Below are 18,208 nucleotides of genomic sequence, written 5' to 3' on the forward strand. Positions count from 1 at the left end.
CTGAAGAATTTGCGTCGCCTGGCATCCACACCCGGCTCAACCCTGAGGCAGGCTTCTTCGCTTGAAAACACAACACAAATTCTCTGCATCGCGATTCTTCTTTTTTTGAAGCCTCGGAACCGTCACGTCGATGTCAATCAGCCGCAATATCCGACGATGTACTCTCCCGGCGTCGGCACACTGCTGCGCGATTCTTCAACAATCTCCATGCGATCAAACTTGGCCTACATCAGGAGAGAGCGATGAAACGACTGAAAGCTGTTCTTGGCGCGTCGATTCCATTAGCGCTTGGCGTCGCGTTCCTCGGCGCCGCTTCGCAGTCCGCCTCGGCGGGTTGTCAATTGAATTCCCCGGGCGGTCAAATCAAACACGTCGTCCACATTGTTTTCGACAATGTGCATCTGCGGCGCGACAATCCCGACGTTCCGTCCGATCTCGAACTGATGCCGAACCTGCTGAATTTCATCCAGAACAACGGCACCATCAGCGGCAATCATCACACGCCGCTGATTTCGCACACCGCGACCGATATCCTCACGGCCCAGACCGGCGTATATGGCGACCGCATGGGAATTCCCGTCTCCAACAGCTACGGCTACTTCAAGCCGGACGGCAGCGTCGGCTTCACCAGTTCCTTCCTGTACTGGACGGCGTTGAGCGGCGACGGCAAGCCGCAGATGGTCAATGAACTCGGCAAGACCGCGCCGGCTCCCTGGGTGCCGTTCACCCGCGCCGGCTGCGATGTCGGAGGATTCTCCGTTGCCAATATCGAGTTCGAAAGGGTTCCCGACGACGTCACCACTTTTTTTGGCGCCGGCAGCGCTATCGACCTGGCCGTCAAGGCCCAACTTGCTTCGCCGAATGCCGCCACGCGTGCACAGCCAACATCCGATTATCTCGGCATCGCGATCCACTGCGCGATCGGCAGCCCGCTTTGCAGCAACGGCTATGCGGCCAATGATCCCCTGCCGGATGAGCCCAATGGGTATAACGGCTTCAAAGGACTGTTCGGCAGCGTGAATGTGCAGCCCGTGATCTCCCCGAGCGGGCCGGTCAAAGACCTCGACGGCAATATCATCGCCAACTCCTTTGGACGTCCTGGATTTCCCAACACCTTCAGCCCGCTGGCAACGCAGTCGCTCGGCTATGCCGCTGCGATGCTCGAAGCCGGCGTCCAGGTGGTCTATCTCTATATTGCCGACGCGCATGACAACCGATTCGGTTCGGGGACCTTCGGACCTGGCGAGGCCGGCTACGTCGCCCAGCTCAAGCAGTACGACACCGCGTTCGGCAAATTCTTTGCCCGGCTGACGGCGGACGGCATCACCAAGGACAACACGCTGTTCGTGATCGTGCCGGACGAAAACGATCATTTCGCCGGCGCCACCCCGAGCCCGGCGCATTGCGACGGCGTCAACGTCCCCTGCACTTACGCGCCGGGCCAGAAGGGCGAAATCAATGCGTCGCTCAACCGCCTGCTGATCACGCAGCGCGCCAACAGCACCGTATTCTCGGCGCACAGCGACGATGCGCCCACGATCTACATCAACGGAAACCCTGCTCCGACCGACGCCGCCACCCGTACCATGGAGCATGATCTCGACGCGCTGGTGGCCACCAATCCGATCACTGGCAAGACCGACAAGCTGTCCCGGCTACTTGCGGATCAGGCGGAAATGAAGCTGTTGCACATGGTGACTTCAAGCCCGGTGCGCACCCCGACGCTGACCATGTTCGGCGACGACAACTACTTCTTCGCGAACGCAAATGGCGGCGCCTGCGCGAACCAGTCGGACTGCGTCTTCGTCGGCCCGAACTTCGCCTGGAACCACGGCGATTACCAGCAGGATATCACCCGAACCTGGCTCGCCATGGTCGGTCCCGGCGTGCAACCGCTTGGCCGCCATGACGCGGTATTCTCGGACCACACCGACGTGCGTCCGACGCTGCTGGCGCTGCTCGGGCTGAAGGACAGCTACGTACATGACGGCCGGGTGCTGTCCGAATGGCTGGAGCACCGGGCGCTGCCATCCGGCATTCGTCAGCACCGCGAAAACTTCGTCGAGCTGGCCGCAATCTACAAGCAGCTCGATGCGCCTCTCGGCGAACTCGGCCGGGCGAGCATGCGGTATGCCAATCGCTCCATCACCAGCGGCGACAATGTCTACGCCCGCTACCTCAGCAAGATCAGCGACATCACCAGCCGGCGCAACAGCCTGGCCGGCGATATCAAGGCGGTGCTGGATGCCGCGGCGTTCGGCAACCAGCCGGTCGACGAAGGTTCGGAAGACGGCCTCGGCCACCGCGCCCGGACGCTGATCGATCGCGTCAAGGATCTGGCCGAGCGCGAGCGCGAGGATCACGACGAGCGGTAAGCTTCAACGTCTGCTCAACGCCAAAACCCGCCGGTGCCGCCGGCGGGTTTTTCGTATCGGTGGATTGATCTCGCTCGAGGTCGCAAAACTTCATATCCATCTGCGTCGCGAAGGCGTTTTCACAAATCTGAATTCGTCGCGACATCATCGTGCAATTGCGTCTGCCAATAGTGGTTCGAGACGGAGTGGATCCTTCTTTGTAACAGGACTGCCGCACCGTCGCCACGCGCAACGACTTCCCATTCTTGGAGACTATTCATGAGATCGATACGGCTATTCAAATCGCTGTGCCTTGCGACGAGCGCGGTCTGCACGTTAACCAGCGTGGCGCCGGCATTCGCCAGGACGCCGACGACACCGATCCAGCATGTGATCATCATCGTCGGCGAGAATCACACCTTCGACAACCTGTTCGGCACCTACCGGCCGAAAGCCGGTCAGGCCATCGACAATCTCCTGAGCAAGGGCATCGTCAACGCGGACGGCACTCCGGGTCCGCATTTCGACAAGGCCAAGCAGCGGATCGGCAGCGACCTGAACCGATACAATGCGGAAACGGCGTCGACCGGCGCCTATGCAACGTTGCCGCAACCCTACACGACCTGGGGTCTCGGCCTGCCGCAGGGCGTTCCCGACACCCGCTTCCCGGCAAACCTGCCGAACGGCCCGTTCCAGATCAGCAAATATGTGCCTTACGCCGCCTATACCGGCGATCCCGTGCATCGCTTCTTCCAGATGTGGCAGGATTTCGACGGCGGCAAGCTCGACAAGTTCGTCTGGGTCGAAGAAACCATCGGCACCGGATCGAACGGCGCGCCCGTTCCTGCCGGCGGGTTCAATCCCAAGGAAGGCGCCGTCTCGATGGGGTTCTACAACATGAACCCGTTCACCGATTCCTATGGCAACGCACAGCCCGGCGACGCACTGTTCTTCAAAGCTCTCGCCGATCAATACGCCATCAGCGACAATTATCATCAGGCGATCATGGGCGGCACCGGCGCCAATTTCCAGGCGCTGGTTTCAGGGCATGCGGCTTTCTTCACCAATCCGGCGACTCTCGACGGCTCGGCCGCCGTTCCATTCAGCAACCAGATCGAAAATCCAGATCCCGTCGCCGGGACCAACAACTATTACACCCAGGACGGCTACGGCGGCGGCTCTTACGTCAATTGTTCGGATCCGAGTGCGCCCGGCGTAGCATCAGTAAACGAACAGCTCTACCGCCACGGCGTGTCGAACGGCAACTGCGCGCCGGGCCATTATTATCTGGTCAACAACTACAATATGTACTGGAACCAGAGCAGCAGCCATCCGGGGGCACTCGGCTCCAACTCGTTTATCCTGCCGCCGCAAAGCCTGCCGACCATCGCGGACGTGATGACCGCCAAAGGCGTGTCGTGGAAATACTACAACAGCGATCGCGGCGACGATGCGACTGCCTTCGCCCACGCCGTGGACGGCGTGCCGCTGCTGTTCCACTACTACTGCGGAATTTGCGATCCGCTCACGGGCTATCTGAACATCATGAAGAAGCCCGCGGAGGAAGCGAAGCTGCAGAATTACGGCGCGTTCCTGAATGACGTTCAACACGGCACGCTGCCAGCGGTGTCGTTTGTCCGCCCGTTCGAGGCGCTGGCCGGACACCCTGCGGACTCGACAACCGATCTCTACGAAAAATTCTTGCAAGCCCTAATCAACCGGGTCCAGAGCAATCCAGAGCTCTGGGCATCGACGGCGATCTTCATCACCACCGACGAGGGCGGCGGCTACTACGATTCCGGCTATATCCAGCCGGTCGACTTCCTCGGCGACGGCACCCGGATTCCGTTCATTGCGGTTTCCCCCTACGCCAAGAAGGGTCATGTCGACCACACCTACTATGACCATGTCTCGCTGTTGAAATTCATCGAAAAGAACTGGGATCTTCCAAAAATATCGGATCGCAGCCGCGACAATCTCCCGAACCCGATCCATGACGGCGACGACAACCGGTACAAGCCCGAAAATCGCCCGGCCATCGGCGATCTCATGAACCTGTTCGCCTTCGACCATGACGGCGATCATGACGGCGATCACCACGATCAGGACAACGACGGCCGCGATCGCCGCTAGGTTTCCGTAGTGAAATCGGCCGGCCGATTGCTTCATGCAATTAACGGCAACGGTTAAGGGGCTGCGTTCAACCGGACGCAGCCCCGTGCTCACCGGCCCTCCCGCGCCGGGCGAAGCTGCTCAGGGCCGTCGGCGGCCGCCATCAAATTGGCGATGCTGAAGGAAAGCCGCGGATCGTCTGCCGCGGGCAGGCAACCAACGTTTCGCATAACTTCATTCAAGCCACCGTCAAATTCGCTGGCTCGCCACGCGAATGTGCAACCCGCGACGCCTTCACTGTCCTGTCTCAATGCCGTCAGGAAGCCAGTGATATGCGTTCTCTCGTTGTTTTATTGGCCTGAGCCACTTCACAGAGGATATCCCCGATATGAATCGTTCGCTGCTTGGCGCTTCCGGCGCCATCGCCGTGCTTGCTGCCATACCCACATCGGCAAGCGCCGCCGGCCCTCAGATCAGCTATGTTCCGAGAAGCCTCGCGCAGTCCGTGATCAATCAAGGACCATGGACCTTGCATGAGTCAGCCGACCGCTTTGAGCGCGATGAGTCGGGCGACCACTTCAGGCATGGCGACTCGGACGAAGGCCGCGATCACGACAAGTCGAACGACTTTTTCAAGCATGATGCTTCCGGCATCGTTCCGCCGAGCAATCTAAGTCCGCCCTATTCGGGTTACGGCTCGCCCTATGCGGGCTTTTGCAGCCCGACCGGCACTCCCGCGATCAATCACGGCCTCAGCGTGATGCAGCCCTATTACTTCCCGTTTGTGCGCCGGGTTGGCCATGTCCTCGAAGGTTTCTTCGACTACCGCCCGCGCAACCAGCAGGAAGCCACGGTGGCGGCGATCTCGACCGACTGGGGCGCTTCCTGGCGCTTCACCGGCATGGCCCTCGCGCTCAACCCCTATTGCCCGTGGGATGCGACCGACCCGGACAACCAAAATCTGAACGTCAACGGAGTGCAGACGGCGTACGGCTCATCGAGCGCCAACGCCGGGGATAACGGTCTCGGCCATCCGGTGGTCCTGAATGTGAGCGGCGTGCAGCGCGTCTACAGCCTGAACCGTGCCAACGGCCACATCGATTCCGACCAGTTGGTGGTGCACACGCTACCTTATTCGCACACGGGCTCGCTGTCCTCGCTTCCGGAATTCGGCTATGTCAGCCCGCTCGCCTCTGGCGGCTATCCGGCTCTCGACGCCAAGGCGCTATCAACGACCGGCCTGAAAAATCCCGATGCGATCATGGGCGCGGTGACCAATGGCGCTACGACCACGGTCGTCTATGTGGAAAAGACCCTGAATGCCGACACCAGTTTCCCGTCCGCCCAGCAATGCCCGAAAACGCCCGCCTTCGCGCTGACCAACCTGGTCAACGGCAAACCGCGCAAGGCGAACCACGATGTGACCGCGGTTCGCGTGGCCACCACAACGGACGGCATCAACTTCACCGATGTCGGCGCCGCCAGCGGCCTCAACGATCCGACCACCGTTGCCTTGAACGGCATCCGCTATCTCGGCAGCGGCAGCCTTCTCCGGCTCTCGGACGGACGCTATGGCATGTTCTTCGGCGCCGGCAATTGCCTCGACAACGACTCCGACGGGTTCCACTTCATCGGCTATGCCGAGACCGACAGGCCGGTCAACCAGCCCAGCGACCTCTTGAGTTGGCACGTGGTCAACGGGTTCGACAATCCGATCCTGTCTACCGACACCGTCACCGATCCCGCAGGGCCGCGGCCATATCCGGTGAACCCGCCGGTTGTGAACGTCAGCGGCGCCGACGCGTTGACCGGCGCGCAGGTTGCGCCGTTTGTGCCGGTGGCAGGCGGCTACAACTCGAACTTCTTCAGCGGCCGCGTCTATGATCCGCAAGCGCTGTACACCGACGAACGCACGGTGACGATCGTATTCGCCGGCTACAACACCCCGCAGCCTAGCAACAATCTGGGCGACTATCGCTCGATCGGCCGCTTCCAGCTGCGGTTCCCGGAAGGTTACGTTTCGCCGTTCTAAAGCCAAACAAACGGGGGACGGCACCAGCCGTCCCCCGTTACGTTCGTTGTGCCAACTTGAATTGGAGCAGTGGCCGGCTTCGAAATCAGGCCACGGTTGAAGGGGTTGGAACTGGTTTCACCAGAGAGCCATTGGCTCGAACCGTGTTCCGAAAGTATCCGGCCGATCCCGGTTCAGCGCGCCTAAGCGCGTCAATTGGCAAAACATTTTCATTCAGCCGCGATCGCCGCTTCGACCGGGCGCGGAACAACCTTGCGGGCTTGGTTGCGGCTGAAGCGATGCAGCGCGAGGTAGACCACCGGCGGCGTGTAGAGCGTGAGGAATTGCGACACGAGCAGGCCGCCGACGATCGCGCATCCGAGTGGCTGGCGGATCTCCGCGCCGGTCCCGTGCTCGAGTGCAAGCGGCAGGGCGCCGAACAAGGCCGCGAACGTCGTCATCATGATCGGGCGGAAGCGTTTCAGCGCCGCCTGGAAAATCGCATCCTCCGGGTCCATGGCCTCCGTCTGCTCGGCATGAATCGCAAAATCGATCATCATGATGGCGTTCTTCTTGACGAAGCCGATCAGCAGGATGATGCCGATAAGCGCGATGACGCTGAGCTCGAGGTTGAATGCCATCAGGATCAGAAGCGCGCCAACGCCAGCCGAAGGGATGGTCGAAAGGATCGTGGTTGGATGGATCAGGCTCTCATAGAGCGCTCCCAGGATGATATAAACCGCAATCAGCGCTGCAAGAATCAGGAGAGGCTGGGTCTTGAGCGAATCCTGAAATGCCTGGGCGTTCCCCTCGAACGTGGTGATCAGGGTGGCCGGGACGTTCAGGTCCCGCTTTGCCTTCTCAATCGCTTCAACGGCCTGGCCGAGCGCGGCACCTGCTGTCTGGTTGAACGATAGTGTGATCGCGGGGGAACTGGCCCTGATGGCTGACCGATAGCGACCGCACGGTTCGCTTTTGTTCAACCAATGCGCTCAGCGGCACCTGCCGTAGATCAGATCGAGCGCGTTTGGTCGGGACCTGATCCGCGGAGGGCATCAAGGCCAGCGGTCATGTGAACCGCACCTAAAAGCCGAACACATGGCTGCACCGACCAATGCTGCGAAACGTGAAGAAAGCGCTTGCCAACCCGGAGCGTCCACATATGGCACTTGGCGAATGTCGCTCATTCCGCGAATGGCCGCTTCGCGCCAACAGCCGCCGTTCGATAAGCGCTAACTCCGCGATTATGACTTGGCATAGATTGATCTCGTCAACGTTCGCCTTGCGAACTTGCGAACAAGATCAAAGCCTCGCGGAGACACCCACAGCCCCGCAGACACCAATGGGCGTTTAGAACGCCCGCTCTCGTTGGTTGTCTCGTATGCGTCCGGTTCTTGCACGTCAGTCAGGTCTTGACATGAATCTCTGGTTTCCAAAGCCACGGCAGCAGTTCGTCGAGACGGTTGATCGGATGTCCGTCGACCATGCGCGTGAGCACGTCGGTGAGATAAGCGTAGGGTTCGACGCCGTTGAGTTTGCAGGTTTCGATCAGCGAGCAGACGACTGCCCAACGGTTCCCTCCGGCGTCGCTGCCGGCGAAGAGGTGGTTCTTCCGGCCGAGTGCCACCGGGCGGATTGCACGCTCGACCGGATTGGTGTCCAGTTCAACGCGGCCATCGTGCAGGAAGCGCGTCAGACCTTCCCAACGGGAGAGCGCGTACCGGATCGCTTCCGCAAGCGTGCTGCTGCCGGGCACGCGTGCGAGCTGCGCCTCAAACCAGGTTTGCAGGGCCTGCACAGCCGGCTTCGAGAAGGAGCGCCGCTCAGCGAGCCGATGGGCAGACGACTGTCCACGGACGCGGGCTTCAATGGCATAGAGCTCACCGATCCGGCGCAAGGCTTCCGTCGCAATGGGCGAACCGGTGGCCTCGGCAACTTCGTAGAACTTGCGTCTTGTATGGGCCCAACATGCCGCGAGCATGACGTCGCCGTTGACGGTCAGGTGCTCGAAGCCCGCATAGCCATCGACATGCAGGACACCTTTGAAGCCCGCCAGGTGCAATACCGGACGTTCGGCCTTTCGGTCGGGTGCGAACAAATAAACCGCTGCCGGCGGTTCAGGTCCGCTCCAGGGCCGCTGCTCGCGGACGTAGACCCACAGGCGTCCGGTCTTGGTGCGTCCTCTTCCGGGATCGGCGTGTCGTCGGCAAACAGATGGTCGGAGGCAAACACGTTCTTGCACAATCGCTCGTGCAGCGCCTCGAGCCACCAGCATGCGCCGCCAACCCATCCGGCCAGCGTCGAACGGCCGAGGTCGACGCCGTGCCGGGCGAAGATTTGCGACTGCCGATAAAGCGGCGTGTGATCGCAATACTTGCTGACCAGCACGTGGGCGAGCAGGGTTGGAGTCGCCAATCCGCCGGCGATCGGCCGCTCCGGCGCAGGCGCCTGGGCAACCTTACCGCAGGCTCGGCAGGCGTACTTGGGGCGCGTGATGCGCACCACGCGAAGCTGCGCCGGACCCCAGTCCAGCATCTCGCTGACGCTCTCGCCGATCGAATGCAGCACGCCACCGCAACAGCTGCAGGCCTCACCATCGACGTCAAGCAGAACGTCCTCGCGCGGCAGGTGATCGGGCAGCGGTGCGCGCCGAGACGGTGCCTCTGGCTGCTCCGATACAATAACCGGCCGGCTTTCCTCAATGCGGCCGATATCGCTGTCGATATCTTCCAGCGTGAGCGCCAGTTGCTCGGGATCAAGGCGCTCGGAGCGACGCCCGAACTGCGCGCGTTGAAGCTGTTTGATGATTGCCTGAAGTCGCTCGATCTCGCTGTCTCGATGCTCAATTGTCGCGGCGATGTCGCGCACCAAGCGATGCAGAAGTGTCGTATCCGACGGCAGATTGTTGAGATCGAGCTGCATGTCCGATTCTACTCGAACATGCTGATTCGAAGAAGCAACGTCGCTATATTCTATGCGGGTTTCTGCGATTCAGCCCGCGATGGCGGGGCGCCATCGACGCTCGGGTGTGCGCCAATCGATGCCTTCGATCAGCATCGCAAGTTGCGCTGGAGACAGCGTCACGGTGTCGCCTGGATCGCTCATTCTGGGCCAGATGAAGCCACCTTGATCGATGCGCTTGGTAAACAGGCAGAGTCCGTTGCCGTCCCAGAACAGGATTTTCAGTCTGCTCGCATTCCTGCCGCGGAAGGCAAATAGATGGCCGGAGAACGGATCCTTCTTGAGGTGTTCCTGAACGAGCGTAGCGAGCCCATCCAGGCCCTTGCGCATGTCAGTATATCCCAAGGCCAGATGCACCTTCACCCCCGCTGGCACGATCATCATCGCGCCGTCTCCTGCTCGATCACATGTCGACGGACTGCATCCGGATCGCTGCCCATCGGTGCGAAGACACGTCGCCCATCGTCCAATTCGACGATCGTCGTGCCGTCGGGCGGCTGCAACAGATCGTTCAGAACGAGCGTTCCCGATTGCGCTCCGGCAACTTTCACAGCCACCAACTTCGCCCGTGCTCGTTTGCCGAACCCAAACTGTATCCGCCACCGGAACAGCATGCTGCTGACGATGCCATGGCGCCGGCAAACCTCGGCGGCGGTGACGCCGGGTTGTTCGGATTCGCCCACGATCGCCAGCTTTTCCTCGTCACTGAAGCGGCGTCGGTTGGCACGTCCATCGTTCGGCGGATCAGCTGTCGGCGTGTCTGTCAAGCGCGTTCCGGCGACGGACTCATTAGCAGCGCTGCTAGCACTAGTGCTTACCAGGGGGCGGGCACTCGGATGAAGATGGGTCCGCCAGTCGATTTCCACTTCATTGGTGTCGATCAGATCACGCCACCGCCTCAAGCTGTGCTGCGATATGCCATGTGCCCGGGAATATGCTTGCATGTTCATTCCGCACCATCTCATCGCTTCGACGTGCATCGCCCAGAACGCTTGCACGGCTCTGCAGCGCTGGTCCTTCGATACCGGACTCCGCTTCTTGCGGAGCCGCTCCCGGTGTTCCTCTCGACGCAATTCCGCACGAACTTTCAGGGTTTCGACGTCAATCAGATGCCGCAGCCAGCGATCGAATGTGCTGCCGCTGAGACGATGCTGACGACAATATTTGCGCTTGCTCAGACCGCTTCGTCGCCACGCTTCAACGTGTACCGACCAAAAAGAACGGAGCGCCTCGTTCTTGAAATATCCCGTACCCACCGGAGATCCTCCAATGCAGCAAGGAACCCGATATGGAACGACAACGCACTCTCGGAAAGTCGTGCAGGACTCGGACGCTTACGTTGTCTCTAGATTTTCTTTGATCTCCCGGTGCACACATCGTGCACACGCCGCCTTCTAACTCATTGAAAAAACTAAACTCTCGTTCCAGTCCATCAAGGGGGCCACAGAAAAGCGCCTGTCTAACATCTTGTTTTCAATCAGTTTTGTAGTTCCAATCGGCCCAATCGATTTTTGGGCCGACAAACGATCCGAGCGATAGAACTAGCGCATTTTCGTTTCTTTTCAACTGGTTGAAATAATTCCGGCAGTTTCTTGTAATTCGTCTTCGTCAATTCCAGTACTGCATTGCTGTACTGGCAGAGCGCGTGCAGTACCACGGTACTAGACGCCACCTACTCACCGCAGCGCCCCCCGTTAGCATCGAACAAGCAACTGGAAAGCCGATCAAAGTCAGAAGCAAAGTAACGCTGCACTTTGCCGGTGCCTAGGCCCGCAATACTGCGATCGTAGTTTCGGTCGCCATATCGTATGGAAAGTAGCGCGCGGAGGGACTTGCGATCGTACCGACCAAAACGTCGTAGGTTCAAATCCCGGAGACGCAACCACCGATACCATTCACTTGTGTTGGCAGGGGCACCGCGAACCACGCGATGGCCGCCGACGCGCTGCGCGCAAGCCGTTCAAATACACCGCGACCGGCGTGGCAGGTCTCGCGGGCGGCAAGAAGCTGATCATCGCCCCTTCCCGCGGTGGATTGTACACCGCCTCGTCTCCGATGGCCTTTATGGATCATCAGGAAACATTCCTGACGAGTTTCTTCGGGTTCATCGGCATGAGCGACGCCGCGTTCGTTCGTGCCGAAGGCGTCGGCCTCGGCCCCGAACAGCGCAAGCTCGCACTCGAAACCGCTTTGCCGACGTCTCGGCCCTGACGACTGCCTAAAAACGAGGGGTGGCCTGATCGGCCGAGAGTCTTCAATGCAGCGAATTCAGTATCACCGCTACGGCGGACCCGAAGAAATGCGTTTGGAGACATATGAACTGCCCGCCCTCGGCGAATATGTTCATGATCCGCGCGCCGGCACCGGAAGGCCGGAAGTCTGCGGGGGGCGCTAAGAACGACGCGATTGACCCAAAGGCAAGATCGCTTCAGGAACCGGTGAGCATTCGAAAGTCGAATATTAAAATCGAATTTACTTGAGCTGACCTGCGCTGTCGTGATGTTCGTCGGGTCGCGAACTGAAATCCAAGCCGTCTGGAACTGCGCCCGATGACCCAACTCCGCCTTCTCGGCCTCTCCGGCAGCCTGCGCCGGGCCTCCAACGGCACCGCGGTGCTGCGCGGTCTTCAGGACGCACTTGCGCCCATGGCTGTGCTCGACATTTTCTCCCTGCATGGGTTGCCGCTCTACAACGAGGATGACGATGGTGAGCATGCGCCGGAATCGGTGCGCGCCCTGCGTTCGGCCGTCGAGACAACGGATGGTGTGATCATGGTATCGCCCGAGTACAATCACGGCATGTCCGGCGTCCTGAAGAACGCGCTCGACTGGGCCTCCCGGCCTTATGGATGTTCGGTGCTGAGGAGCAAGCCGGTACTGACGATGACGACCTCGCCCGCCTTCACTGGCGGCGTGCGCGCGCAGCAGCAAATGAACGAGACGCTCGCATCGATCCCGGCGCGTCCTGTGCTTCGGCCCCAGATCGTGATCGGGAGCGTGCATGAGAAGGTCAGCGACGGGCGCATCGTCGACGAGGCCACGCTGCGCTTTGCGCTGGCAGGCGTGGATGATCTCCTCGACGAGATCAGGGCCGCGCGCATTGTTCGAACGGCGGCATGAGCTGACAACCGCGATGCCGATGCCCGGTGGCGATGTGCGTATCGGCTATTGGCACGAAGTGTTGCAAACTCCTACAATGTCGGCGCAGGCTATTCAGGGTCGGCTTGAGGGGATCCGATATGAAAATACAGAGCGCAATTTTGTCGATCGCGGCGGCCGCACTCGCAGTCACTATGGGCGCGGACGCGCCCGGCGCGGAGGAGAGAAGCTCAAATCTCTCGCCTGAGGTGTTGCAGGAAATTGCAAAGGTCGAGGCCGAGATTGACCTTACCGAGGCGCAAGCGATCGAACGGCTTGCGGCGCCGCCGGACAATCAGATTCAGCAGGTGGAATTGCTCGGCAAGCTGATGCTGTATGACAAGGATTTGTCGGTAAACCGCAACGAGGCTTGCGCCTTTTGCCACATGCCAGAGACCGGCTTTACAGGTCCGGTGTCGGAGTTGAACCGAACCACGGGCGCTTACCCGGGTTCGGTGCGCACGCGTTTCAGCGACCGCAAACCACAATCGCACGCCTACGCGCCGCTGTCGCCGGTGCTGCACTACAATCCCGGGCAGGGCGACCTCGTCGGCGGCAATTTCTGGGACATGCGCGCGACGGGACGCCGGCTCGGCAATCCGGCCGCCGAGCAGGCGCAAGGTCCGCCTACCAATCCCGTGGAGATGGGGCTGCCGGATATCGCATGCGCGGTCTATCGCGTCTCGCAGCGGCCCTATCGCCCCCTGTTCGAGGGCGTATGGGGTCCGCAGAGTTTCGCGATTGCGTGGCCGGGCGACATCGAGCTGATCTGCAACAAGCCTGGGCCGGCGGCCGCGGCCGATCCGTTGCCGGTCCATTTGAGCTCGATCGATCGCGGCCGCGCCGGCGCGACCTTCGATCAGATGGCGCAGTCGATCGCCGGCTATGAAGCCTCGGCCGAGGTGACGTCGTTCACTTCGAAATTCGACGCGGTGCTCGCCAAGCAAGCGCAGTTTACGCCGCAGGAGCAGCAGGGCTACGATCTGTTCCGAGGCAAGGCGCGATGCAATGAATGTCACCGCGACGGTGGGCCAGGTGAGGACCCGCTATTCACAGACTTCACCGCCAGCAATATCGGCACTCCCGCCAACCCGAGGCTTCCCTACTATAGCGAAGACCGGCCCGACGCGTTGGGCTACGTCGCCAATCCAATGGGATCGTCCTTCGTCGATGGGGGTGTCGGTACTTTTCTCAGCAGCGGACATCTGCTCAGCCAGCCCTCGGCGGTCGACGCGCGATGGCTCAAGCTGGCACCGGACAACCAGGCGCGAATACAGGTGCCCACACTGCGCAACGTGGACAAGCGGCCTGATCCGGCCTTCGTGAAGGCCTACGGGCATAATGGATATTTTACCAGCCTGAAGCAGATAGTGCATTTCTACAACACGCGCGATGTGCTGCCGCGCTGCCAGCCCCACGATCCGGGCGAAGGCACGATCTGCTGGCCAGCACCGGAGTCGACCGCCAACATGAACACGAGCAAAGTTGGTCGTTTGGGTTTGTCGGATGCAGAGGAGGACGCGCTCGTTCTCTTCATGCAAACACTGACGGATGGGTTTATGCACTAATCGCGTCTGCTGGGTCGGCCGACTCAAAGAAATTGACAACTCAAGGAAAGTGAAATCACCTTCTGCATGCGCAGCATCGGAATGCGCCATGCCGCGTTCGCACGCATCTCCACGATCACGGGCGTGAACCCGGACACGGAGGCGGTCGACGCAATACTAGCCCAACTGACCGCCCCGTCTAAGCACCCTTTCGATGCGGTTCATTGCAGTGGCCCCGTCACGTTATCATGGATGGGGTATTCCCAAGCGACGCCTTCCGGATCGTTTTGTTCCAGCCACTCGTCGGCCGCATCGCTGGAGGAAAACACCTTAACCCAATCTTCATCGCCGATGCGCCCATAGTCGGTGACGTAGATCCAGACCGTTTTCATTGGATGACTCTAAACTTGCAGGTTGCGAGCGGAGCCGTTTGCGCCGGGCGCAGCGGATCGAGGCACGATCAAGGCCACGGCTGATCGCCTATGCGCCCCAAGTTCATGTAGGTTCGCGTTCCTCCGAGACCATTAAATTGAATTTTACGAGGGCGCGAAGCGCCCGCGCGATGGTTGGCGAGCGATTTCCTGCAAACCGGCTCCAGTGGCTGGCGATGAGTTGGCTAACGCGTGCGACAATCTCGGTAGCGTCTAACCCGATGACGGATCTTCACGTTCTAAGGAGCTTGCCAAACGGTAACTGGCGAAACGCCGGAGGCCGGCCCATCTTCCGGTTACACGAACTACTTAGTTACACTAACCAGGAAACCAAGATGAAACTCGCACTGATTGGCGTCGCTGCTGTCGCTACGGCAGCTTTCGCAACGCCCGTGCTGGCGCAACAGGTCATCGAAGACCCCGGCTATTGCGCGCAGTTCTACCCGAACGCCAATTGTCAAAACCTGGGTCCCCGCAATCCCTACACCGACGGTAACTGGCGGAACGGAAACGCTTCCATGGAGCAGCCCCGCGCGCGTCTTCGCCATCCGACCCACCGCGGATAATGAAAAAGAGCGGCCGGGGGTCGCATCTTTTTCTCAACAATCGTCAGCACACCCTCGGTGCGCTGCTTGGTGTCACCGGCAATGGCGTGGACTCGGAGTCCATCCCAATCCGGCACTTTAAGGTCGCCGGGTTTGATGAGGATGTGTTCGGCTGACGAGCCTCAACGAGTTGCTCGGCGAGGCAGTCCCTCCCAGAATTGATGCCGATGCCTGGTGCACATCTCTCCAGCAACTCGACCCGCGAGGGCGCAAACTCGCTGGTTCGCCGAACATGGCGAACCAGCCGCGTGACGGCGTACGCGAAACTATTTGCGGGCTGCGCAGACGTACATGTTGATTTCCATACCAACCTGCACTTCAACGATCTTCGGTGTCTTCCAGGTCACTGGAGTACTCCATAACAGGAGGAAGGTAACCAAAGCTCCGGTAATTTTCCAGAGCCTCGGTCCAGCTTGCGATACGCGCGCCTCAGCGCGCCTTCATCACTGTCTTCCCTATGTAGCGATGCGATGCCCGCTCCCAACTAAATTGGCGTTTAGCGTCGTAAGGCGGGATTGCTAACAGACCCGGCGGGTCCCTTTTGCTTTCTTCTCAGCAGTTCGTCATGCATGCCGGATTTTTGACGTCGGGCCGGGAATCACCGGAGAACATATTTCGGTTCGGCATCTTGATCGCGGTTAGCGACTTGGCGTCGAGGGTCGCCTCAGCAGGCAGCAGGCCGTTCAGGTGCAGGATGTAGGCCGAGACCGCATAGACCTCTTCGTTACTGAGCGATTGCGGCGCGTTCTGCGGCATGGCGCGGCGGATATAATCGAACAATGTCGGCGCGTAGGGCCAGTAGCTGCCGACGGTCTTCACCGGCTTTGGCGTAGCCAGTGTGCCCTGCCCGCCGACAAGCCGATCACCAACGCCACCCTCGCCGTTTGCACCGTGACAAGCCGCACATTGCTGGTCAAAGACCTCGCGGCCATGATTGACGCTGCCGCTTCCTGGCGGAAGGTTGTTGCCGTCGCGATCGACATCGATATTCCAGCCCGCGATCTCCGCCGGCGTCGCAGCGCGCCCGATGCCGTAAGGGCTTTGCGCCTGCGCGGGTGTTGCGCATGCCAGCACAAACACGGCGAACGCCACGACGTGAAACTCACGCATTGGCATTGGTCACCTCGCCGCCAGCCGCGATGCGCCAGGGCCAGATCGCGTTGTTGTGGTAAAAATAATTCTCGCCGCGAACCGCGAGAAGCTCGGCCAGCGTTGGCTGGACGTAACCGGTCTCATCGATTGCACGGCTTTGAATGACGGCAGGCTGGCCGTTCCAATGCCACGGCAGCCGGAAGCGGGTCAGCGCCCGGGTCAGCACCGGTTCCTGCAGCTGCGCCTCCTGCCAGCTCTTGCCATCATCGACCGAGACGTCGACACGCCCGATCTTGCCGTGGCCGCTCCACGCGATGCCGCTGATTTCATGGAATCCGGGTGCGCTCAGCCGCTGTCCGCCCGAGGGTCGCGTGATTATGGATTTCGCTTCCATGAAAAAGCTGAACTCACGCGCCGTGCCGTCCGGCATCAGGTCCGAATATTTCGAGGTTTCCTCGCGCGAATAGGCGGGCTCGGCGGCAACGCGCAGACGCCGCAACCATTTGATACTCATGTTGCCCTCGAATCCGGGCAACAACAGCCGCAGCGGATACCCTTGCTGCGGGCGCAGCCGCTCACCGTTCTGGCTGTACACCAGCATCGCGTCTTCGAGACATTTTTCGATCGGAATGCTGCGCGTCATCGCGGCGGCATCGGCGCCCTCGGCGATCACCCATTTTGCTCCGGCCTGCAATCCTGCTTCCTGCAAAACCAGTTTGAGGCTCACGCCGGTCCATTCCGCACAGCTGAGGAGACCAACAAGGTCGGACGCCGTCTTGCCGTAGGGTTTCTTGTAGCCAGGGTTGCCTGAGCACTCGAGAAAATAGATGTGCGACTCGGAAGGAAAGCGCCGGATGTCATCCATGGTAAAGATCAGCGGCCTGTCGACGAGGCCATGGAGCATGAGCCGATGCTGTGCCGGATCGATGGTGGGGACTCCGCCGTGATGGCGCTCATAAAACAGCCCGTTGGGCGTGATGATACCGTCGAGATCTTGCAGTGGCGTCCGCCCGGATGCCGACAAATATTGCGGCAGGTTCTTCGGGATGTTCTTGACGACATTCTTTTCGAAGGGCGAAGGCATTCCGTAAAGCTGGCTTCCCATGGGATCGCCAGGTGTCTTCATCCATTCCGGGACATTGGGCGGCAAGTTGTCGGCTTTTTCCGTCGCCGCCGATACTTCGCCGCCAGCGAGACCGCCCGCAACGACGACCCCACCTACCAGCGCACCACCTTTACGCAGAAACCGCCGTCGCGATGTCACGGCGAGACCCTCGCCCATGTCGGTTGGCTCGCTCATCGTAGGTCCCTCCGCTCGAGATCGGTAGGCCTGGAATAATACAATGAGGCTCAGCCCTGTTCCAGTACGAAGGGCTTTATTGTAATTCATCGAGCCAGGCACCGCTTGTCGAGGCTTGCTACGCCTGTCTCAATCTTGCCAATTCGGCACCGTTGATGGGGCGCCGCCCGCCCTGGCCCTCACCTGGACATAGCGTATGGAAAAGGCCGCATCGTTACCGATCCGGCCTTCTCCATCGGCTGCGCTCAGTTTTGGCCGCCTGTATCGAAGCTTTAAGCGGTTTACCGGCCGGCGTTCCGGCGTCCATCATATCCAAGGAACGTCCGTGGGGACGGATCGCAGGAATGTTACCGCCGGGCGTGCGACGCACCATTCGCACCGCTGCCCATGCCGCCATATGCGTCTCTGCTGTTGAATTGCATCAGCGTCCTGGCGTCCATGCCCGCCGCCGGTGTGGGCCGGCCGCCGTTCAGGACGTCATTGTTCGGGTAGTAAAACGCGAACATACCCGGCTCCTGAATAGCGGCCTGCGCGAATACCGGCGTTGCGGACATCAGCGACAGAATGGCTGCCGCACCAAGAAGCTTGAATCTGGTCATAGCTGTTCTCCGTAGATCGATTGGCAGCGAGATTTTTGGATTCTCGCTTTCGCCCTGAA

Annotated in this window: 15 protein-coding genes and 2 pseudogenes; 8 read left to right on the forward strand and 9 right to left on the reverse strand. The window is 60.4% G+C overall.

Annotated elements, in window-relative coordinates; translation table 11 throughout:
- Positions 1-242 precede the first annotated feature (242 nt).
- From FFI89_RS31345 to FFI89_RS31355, 3 genes are all read left to right on the forward strand, one after another.
- Positions 243-2,375 carry a hypothetical protein gene (locus FFI89_RS31345; protein ID WP_138831343.1) on the forward strand — a complete coding sequence of 711 codons (2,133 nt, stop codon included), beginning with the start codon at positions 243-245 and terminating at the stop codon, positions 2,373-2,375.
- Between the two features lie 258 nt (positions 2,376-2,633).
- Positions 2,634-4,487: an alkaline phosphatase family protein gene (locus FFI89_RS31350; RefSeq protein ID WP_138831344.1), complete on the forward strand. Its 1,854-nt coding sequence runs from the start codon at positions 2,634-2,636 to the stop codon at positions 4,485-4,487.
- A gap of 367 nt (positions 4,488-4,854) precedes the next feature.
- Positions 4,855-6,498 carry a hypothetical protein gene (locus FFI89_RS31355; protein ID WP_138831345.1) on the forward strand — a complete coding sequence of 548 codons (1,644 nt, stop codon included), beginning with the start codon at positions 4,855-4,857 and terminating at the stop codon, positions 6,496-6,498.
- A 209-nt stretch (positions 6,499-6,707) separates the two neighbouring features.
- Here the strand turns inward: FFI89_RS31355 and FFI89_RS31360 are convergent.
- The 4 genes and pseudogenes from FFI89_RS31360 to FFI89_RS31375 all read right to left on the reverse strand — a co-directional run.
- A pseudogene (locus FFI89_RS31360) lies at positions 6,708-7,482 on the reverse strand (efflux RND transporter permease subunit); the annotation flags it as partial.
- A gap of 400 nt (positions 7,483-7,882) precedes the next feature.
- Positions 7,883-9,399 (reverse strand): annotated as a pseudogene (locus FFI89_RS31365) (IS66 family transposase).
- Positions 9,400-9,468: 69 nt separating this feature from the next.
- On the reverse strand, positions 9,469-9,822 hold the full coding sequence (gene tnpB, locus FFI89_RS31370; protein ID WP_138831346.1) for an IS66 family insertion sequence element accessory protein TnpB: 354 nt from the start codon (positions 9,820-9,822) through the stop codon (positions 9,469-9,471).
- On the reverse strand, positions 9,819-10,694 hold the full coding sequence (locus tag FFI89_RS31375; protein ID WP_138831347.1) for a transposase: 876 nt from the start codon (positions 10,692-10,694) through the stop codon (positions 9,819-9,821). Before FFI89_RS31375 ends, tnpB begins: the two co-directional genes overlap by 4 nt.
- Positions 10,695-11,418: 724 nt before the next feature.
- On the opposite strand from FFI89_RS31375, the gene FFI89_RS35115 reads away from it, so the two are divergent.
- The 3 genes from FFI89_RS35115 to FFI89_RS31390 all read left to right on the forward strand — a co-directional run bounded on the left by FFI89_RS35115 (position 11,419) and on the right by FFI89_RS31390 (position 14,143).
- Positions 11,419-11,649, forward strand: a complete 231-nt coding sequence (locus FFI89_RS35115) for an NAD(P)H-dependent oxidoreductase (RefSeq protein WP_246669306.1) — start codon at positions 11,419-11,421, stop codon at positions 11,647-11,649.
- Between the two features lie 338 nt (positions 11,650-11,987).
- On the forward strand, positions 11,988-12,557 hold the full coding sequence (locus FFI89_RS31385; protein WP_138831349.1) for an NADPH-dependent FMN reductase: 570 nt from the start codon (positions 11,988-11,990) through the stop codon (positions 12,555-12,557).
- A 32-nt stretch (positions 12,558-12,589) separates the two neighbouring features.
- On the forward strand, positions 12,590-14,143 hold the full coding sequence (locus tag FFI89_RS31390) for a cytochrome-c peroxidase (RefSeq protein WP_246669553.1): 1,554 nt from the start codon (positions 12,590-12,592) through the stop codon (positions 14,141-14,143).
- Positions 14,144-14,343: 200 nt separating this feature from the next.
- Here FFI89_RS31390 and FFI89_RS34630 read toward each other — a convergent pair whose 3' ends face one another.
- A complete protein-coding gene (locus FFI89_RS34630; RefSeq protein ID WP_168213110.1) occupies positions 14,344-14,514 on the reverse strand; it encodes a hypothetical protein in 171 nt (56 codons plus the stop codon).
- 374 nt (positions 14,515-14,888) lie between these two features.
- Here FFI89_RS34630 and FFI89_RS31395 point away from each other — a divergent pair, with 374 nt between their 5' ends.
- Positions 14,889-15,119 (forward strand): hypothetical protein, encoded by a 231-nt coding sequence (locus tag FFI89_RS31395; protein ID WP_138831351.1) that lies wholly within the window; start codon positions 14,889-14,891, stop codon positions 15,117-15,119.
- Positions 15,119-15,274, forward strand: a complete 156-nt coding sequence (locus FFI89_RS34745) for a hypothetical protein (protein ID WP_210249046.1) — start codon at positions 15,119-15,121, stop codon at positions 15,272-15,274. The genes FFI89_RS31395 and FFI89_RS34745 overlap by 1 nt, the downstream gene beginning before the upstream one ends.
- Before the next feature lie 150 nt (positions 15,275-15,424).
- Here the strand turns inward: FFI89_RS34745 and pqqA are convergent, their stop codons facing one another.
- The 4 genes from pqqA to FFI89_RS31415 form a co-directional block, all read right to left on the reverse strand.
- On the reverse strand, positions 15,425-15,505 hold the full coding sequence (gene pqqA, locus FFI89_RS35305) for a pyrroloquinoline quinone precursor peptide PqqA (protein WP_138835868.1): 81 nt from the start codon (positions 15,503-15,505) through the stop codon (positions 15,425-15,427).
- Between the two features lie 205 nt (positions 15,506-15,710).
- On the reverse strand, positions 15,711-16,268 hold the full coding sequence (locus FFI89_RS31405) for a c-type cytochrome (RefSeq protein ID WP_371722106.1): 558 nt from the start codon (positions 16,266-16,268) through the stop codon (positions 15,711-15,713).
- Entirely contained in the window at positions 16,261-17,550 is a 1,290-nt protein-coding gene (soxC, locus tag FFI89_RS31410; protein ID WP_210249173.1) for a sulfite dehydrogenase, read from the reverse strand. The genes FFI89_RS31405 and soxC overlap by 8 nt, the downstream gene beginning before the upstream one ends.
- A 347-nt stretch (positions 17,551-17,897) precedes the next feature.
- Complete coding sequence (locus FFI89_RS31415; protein WP_138831354.1) at positions 17,898-18,149, reverse strand: hypothetical protein; 252 nt, start codon at positions 18,147-18,149, stop codon at positions 17,898-17,900.
- Positions 18,150-18,208: the final 59 nt, after the last annotated feature.

It is taken from the genome of Bradyrhizobium sp. KBS0727 (assembly GCF_005937885.2).
Lineage (GTDB): Bacteria > Pseudomonadota > Alphaproteobacteria > Rhizobiales > Xanthobacteraceae > Bradyrhizobium.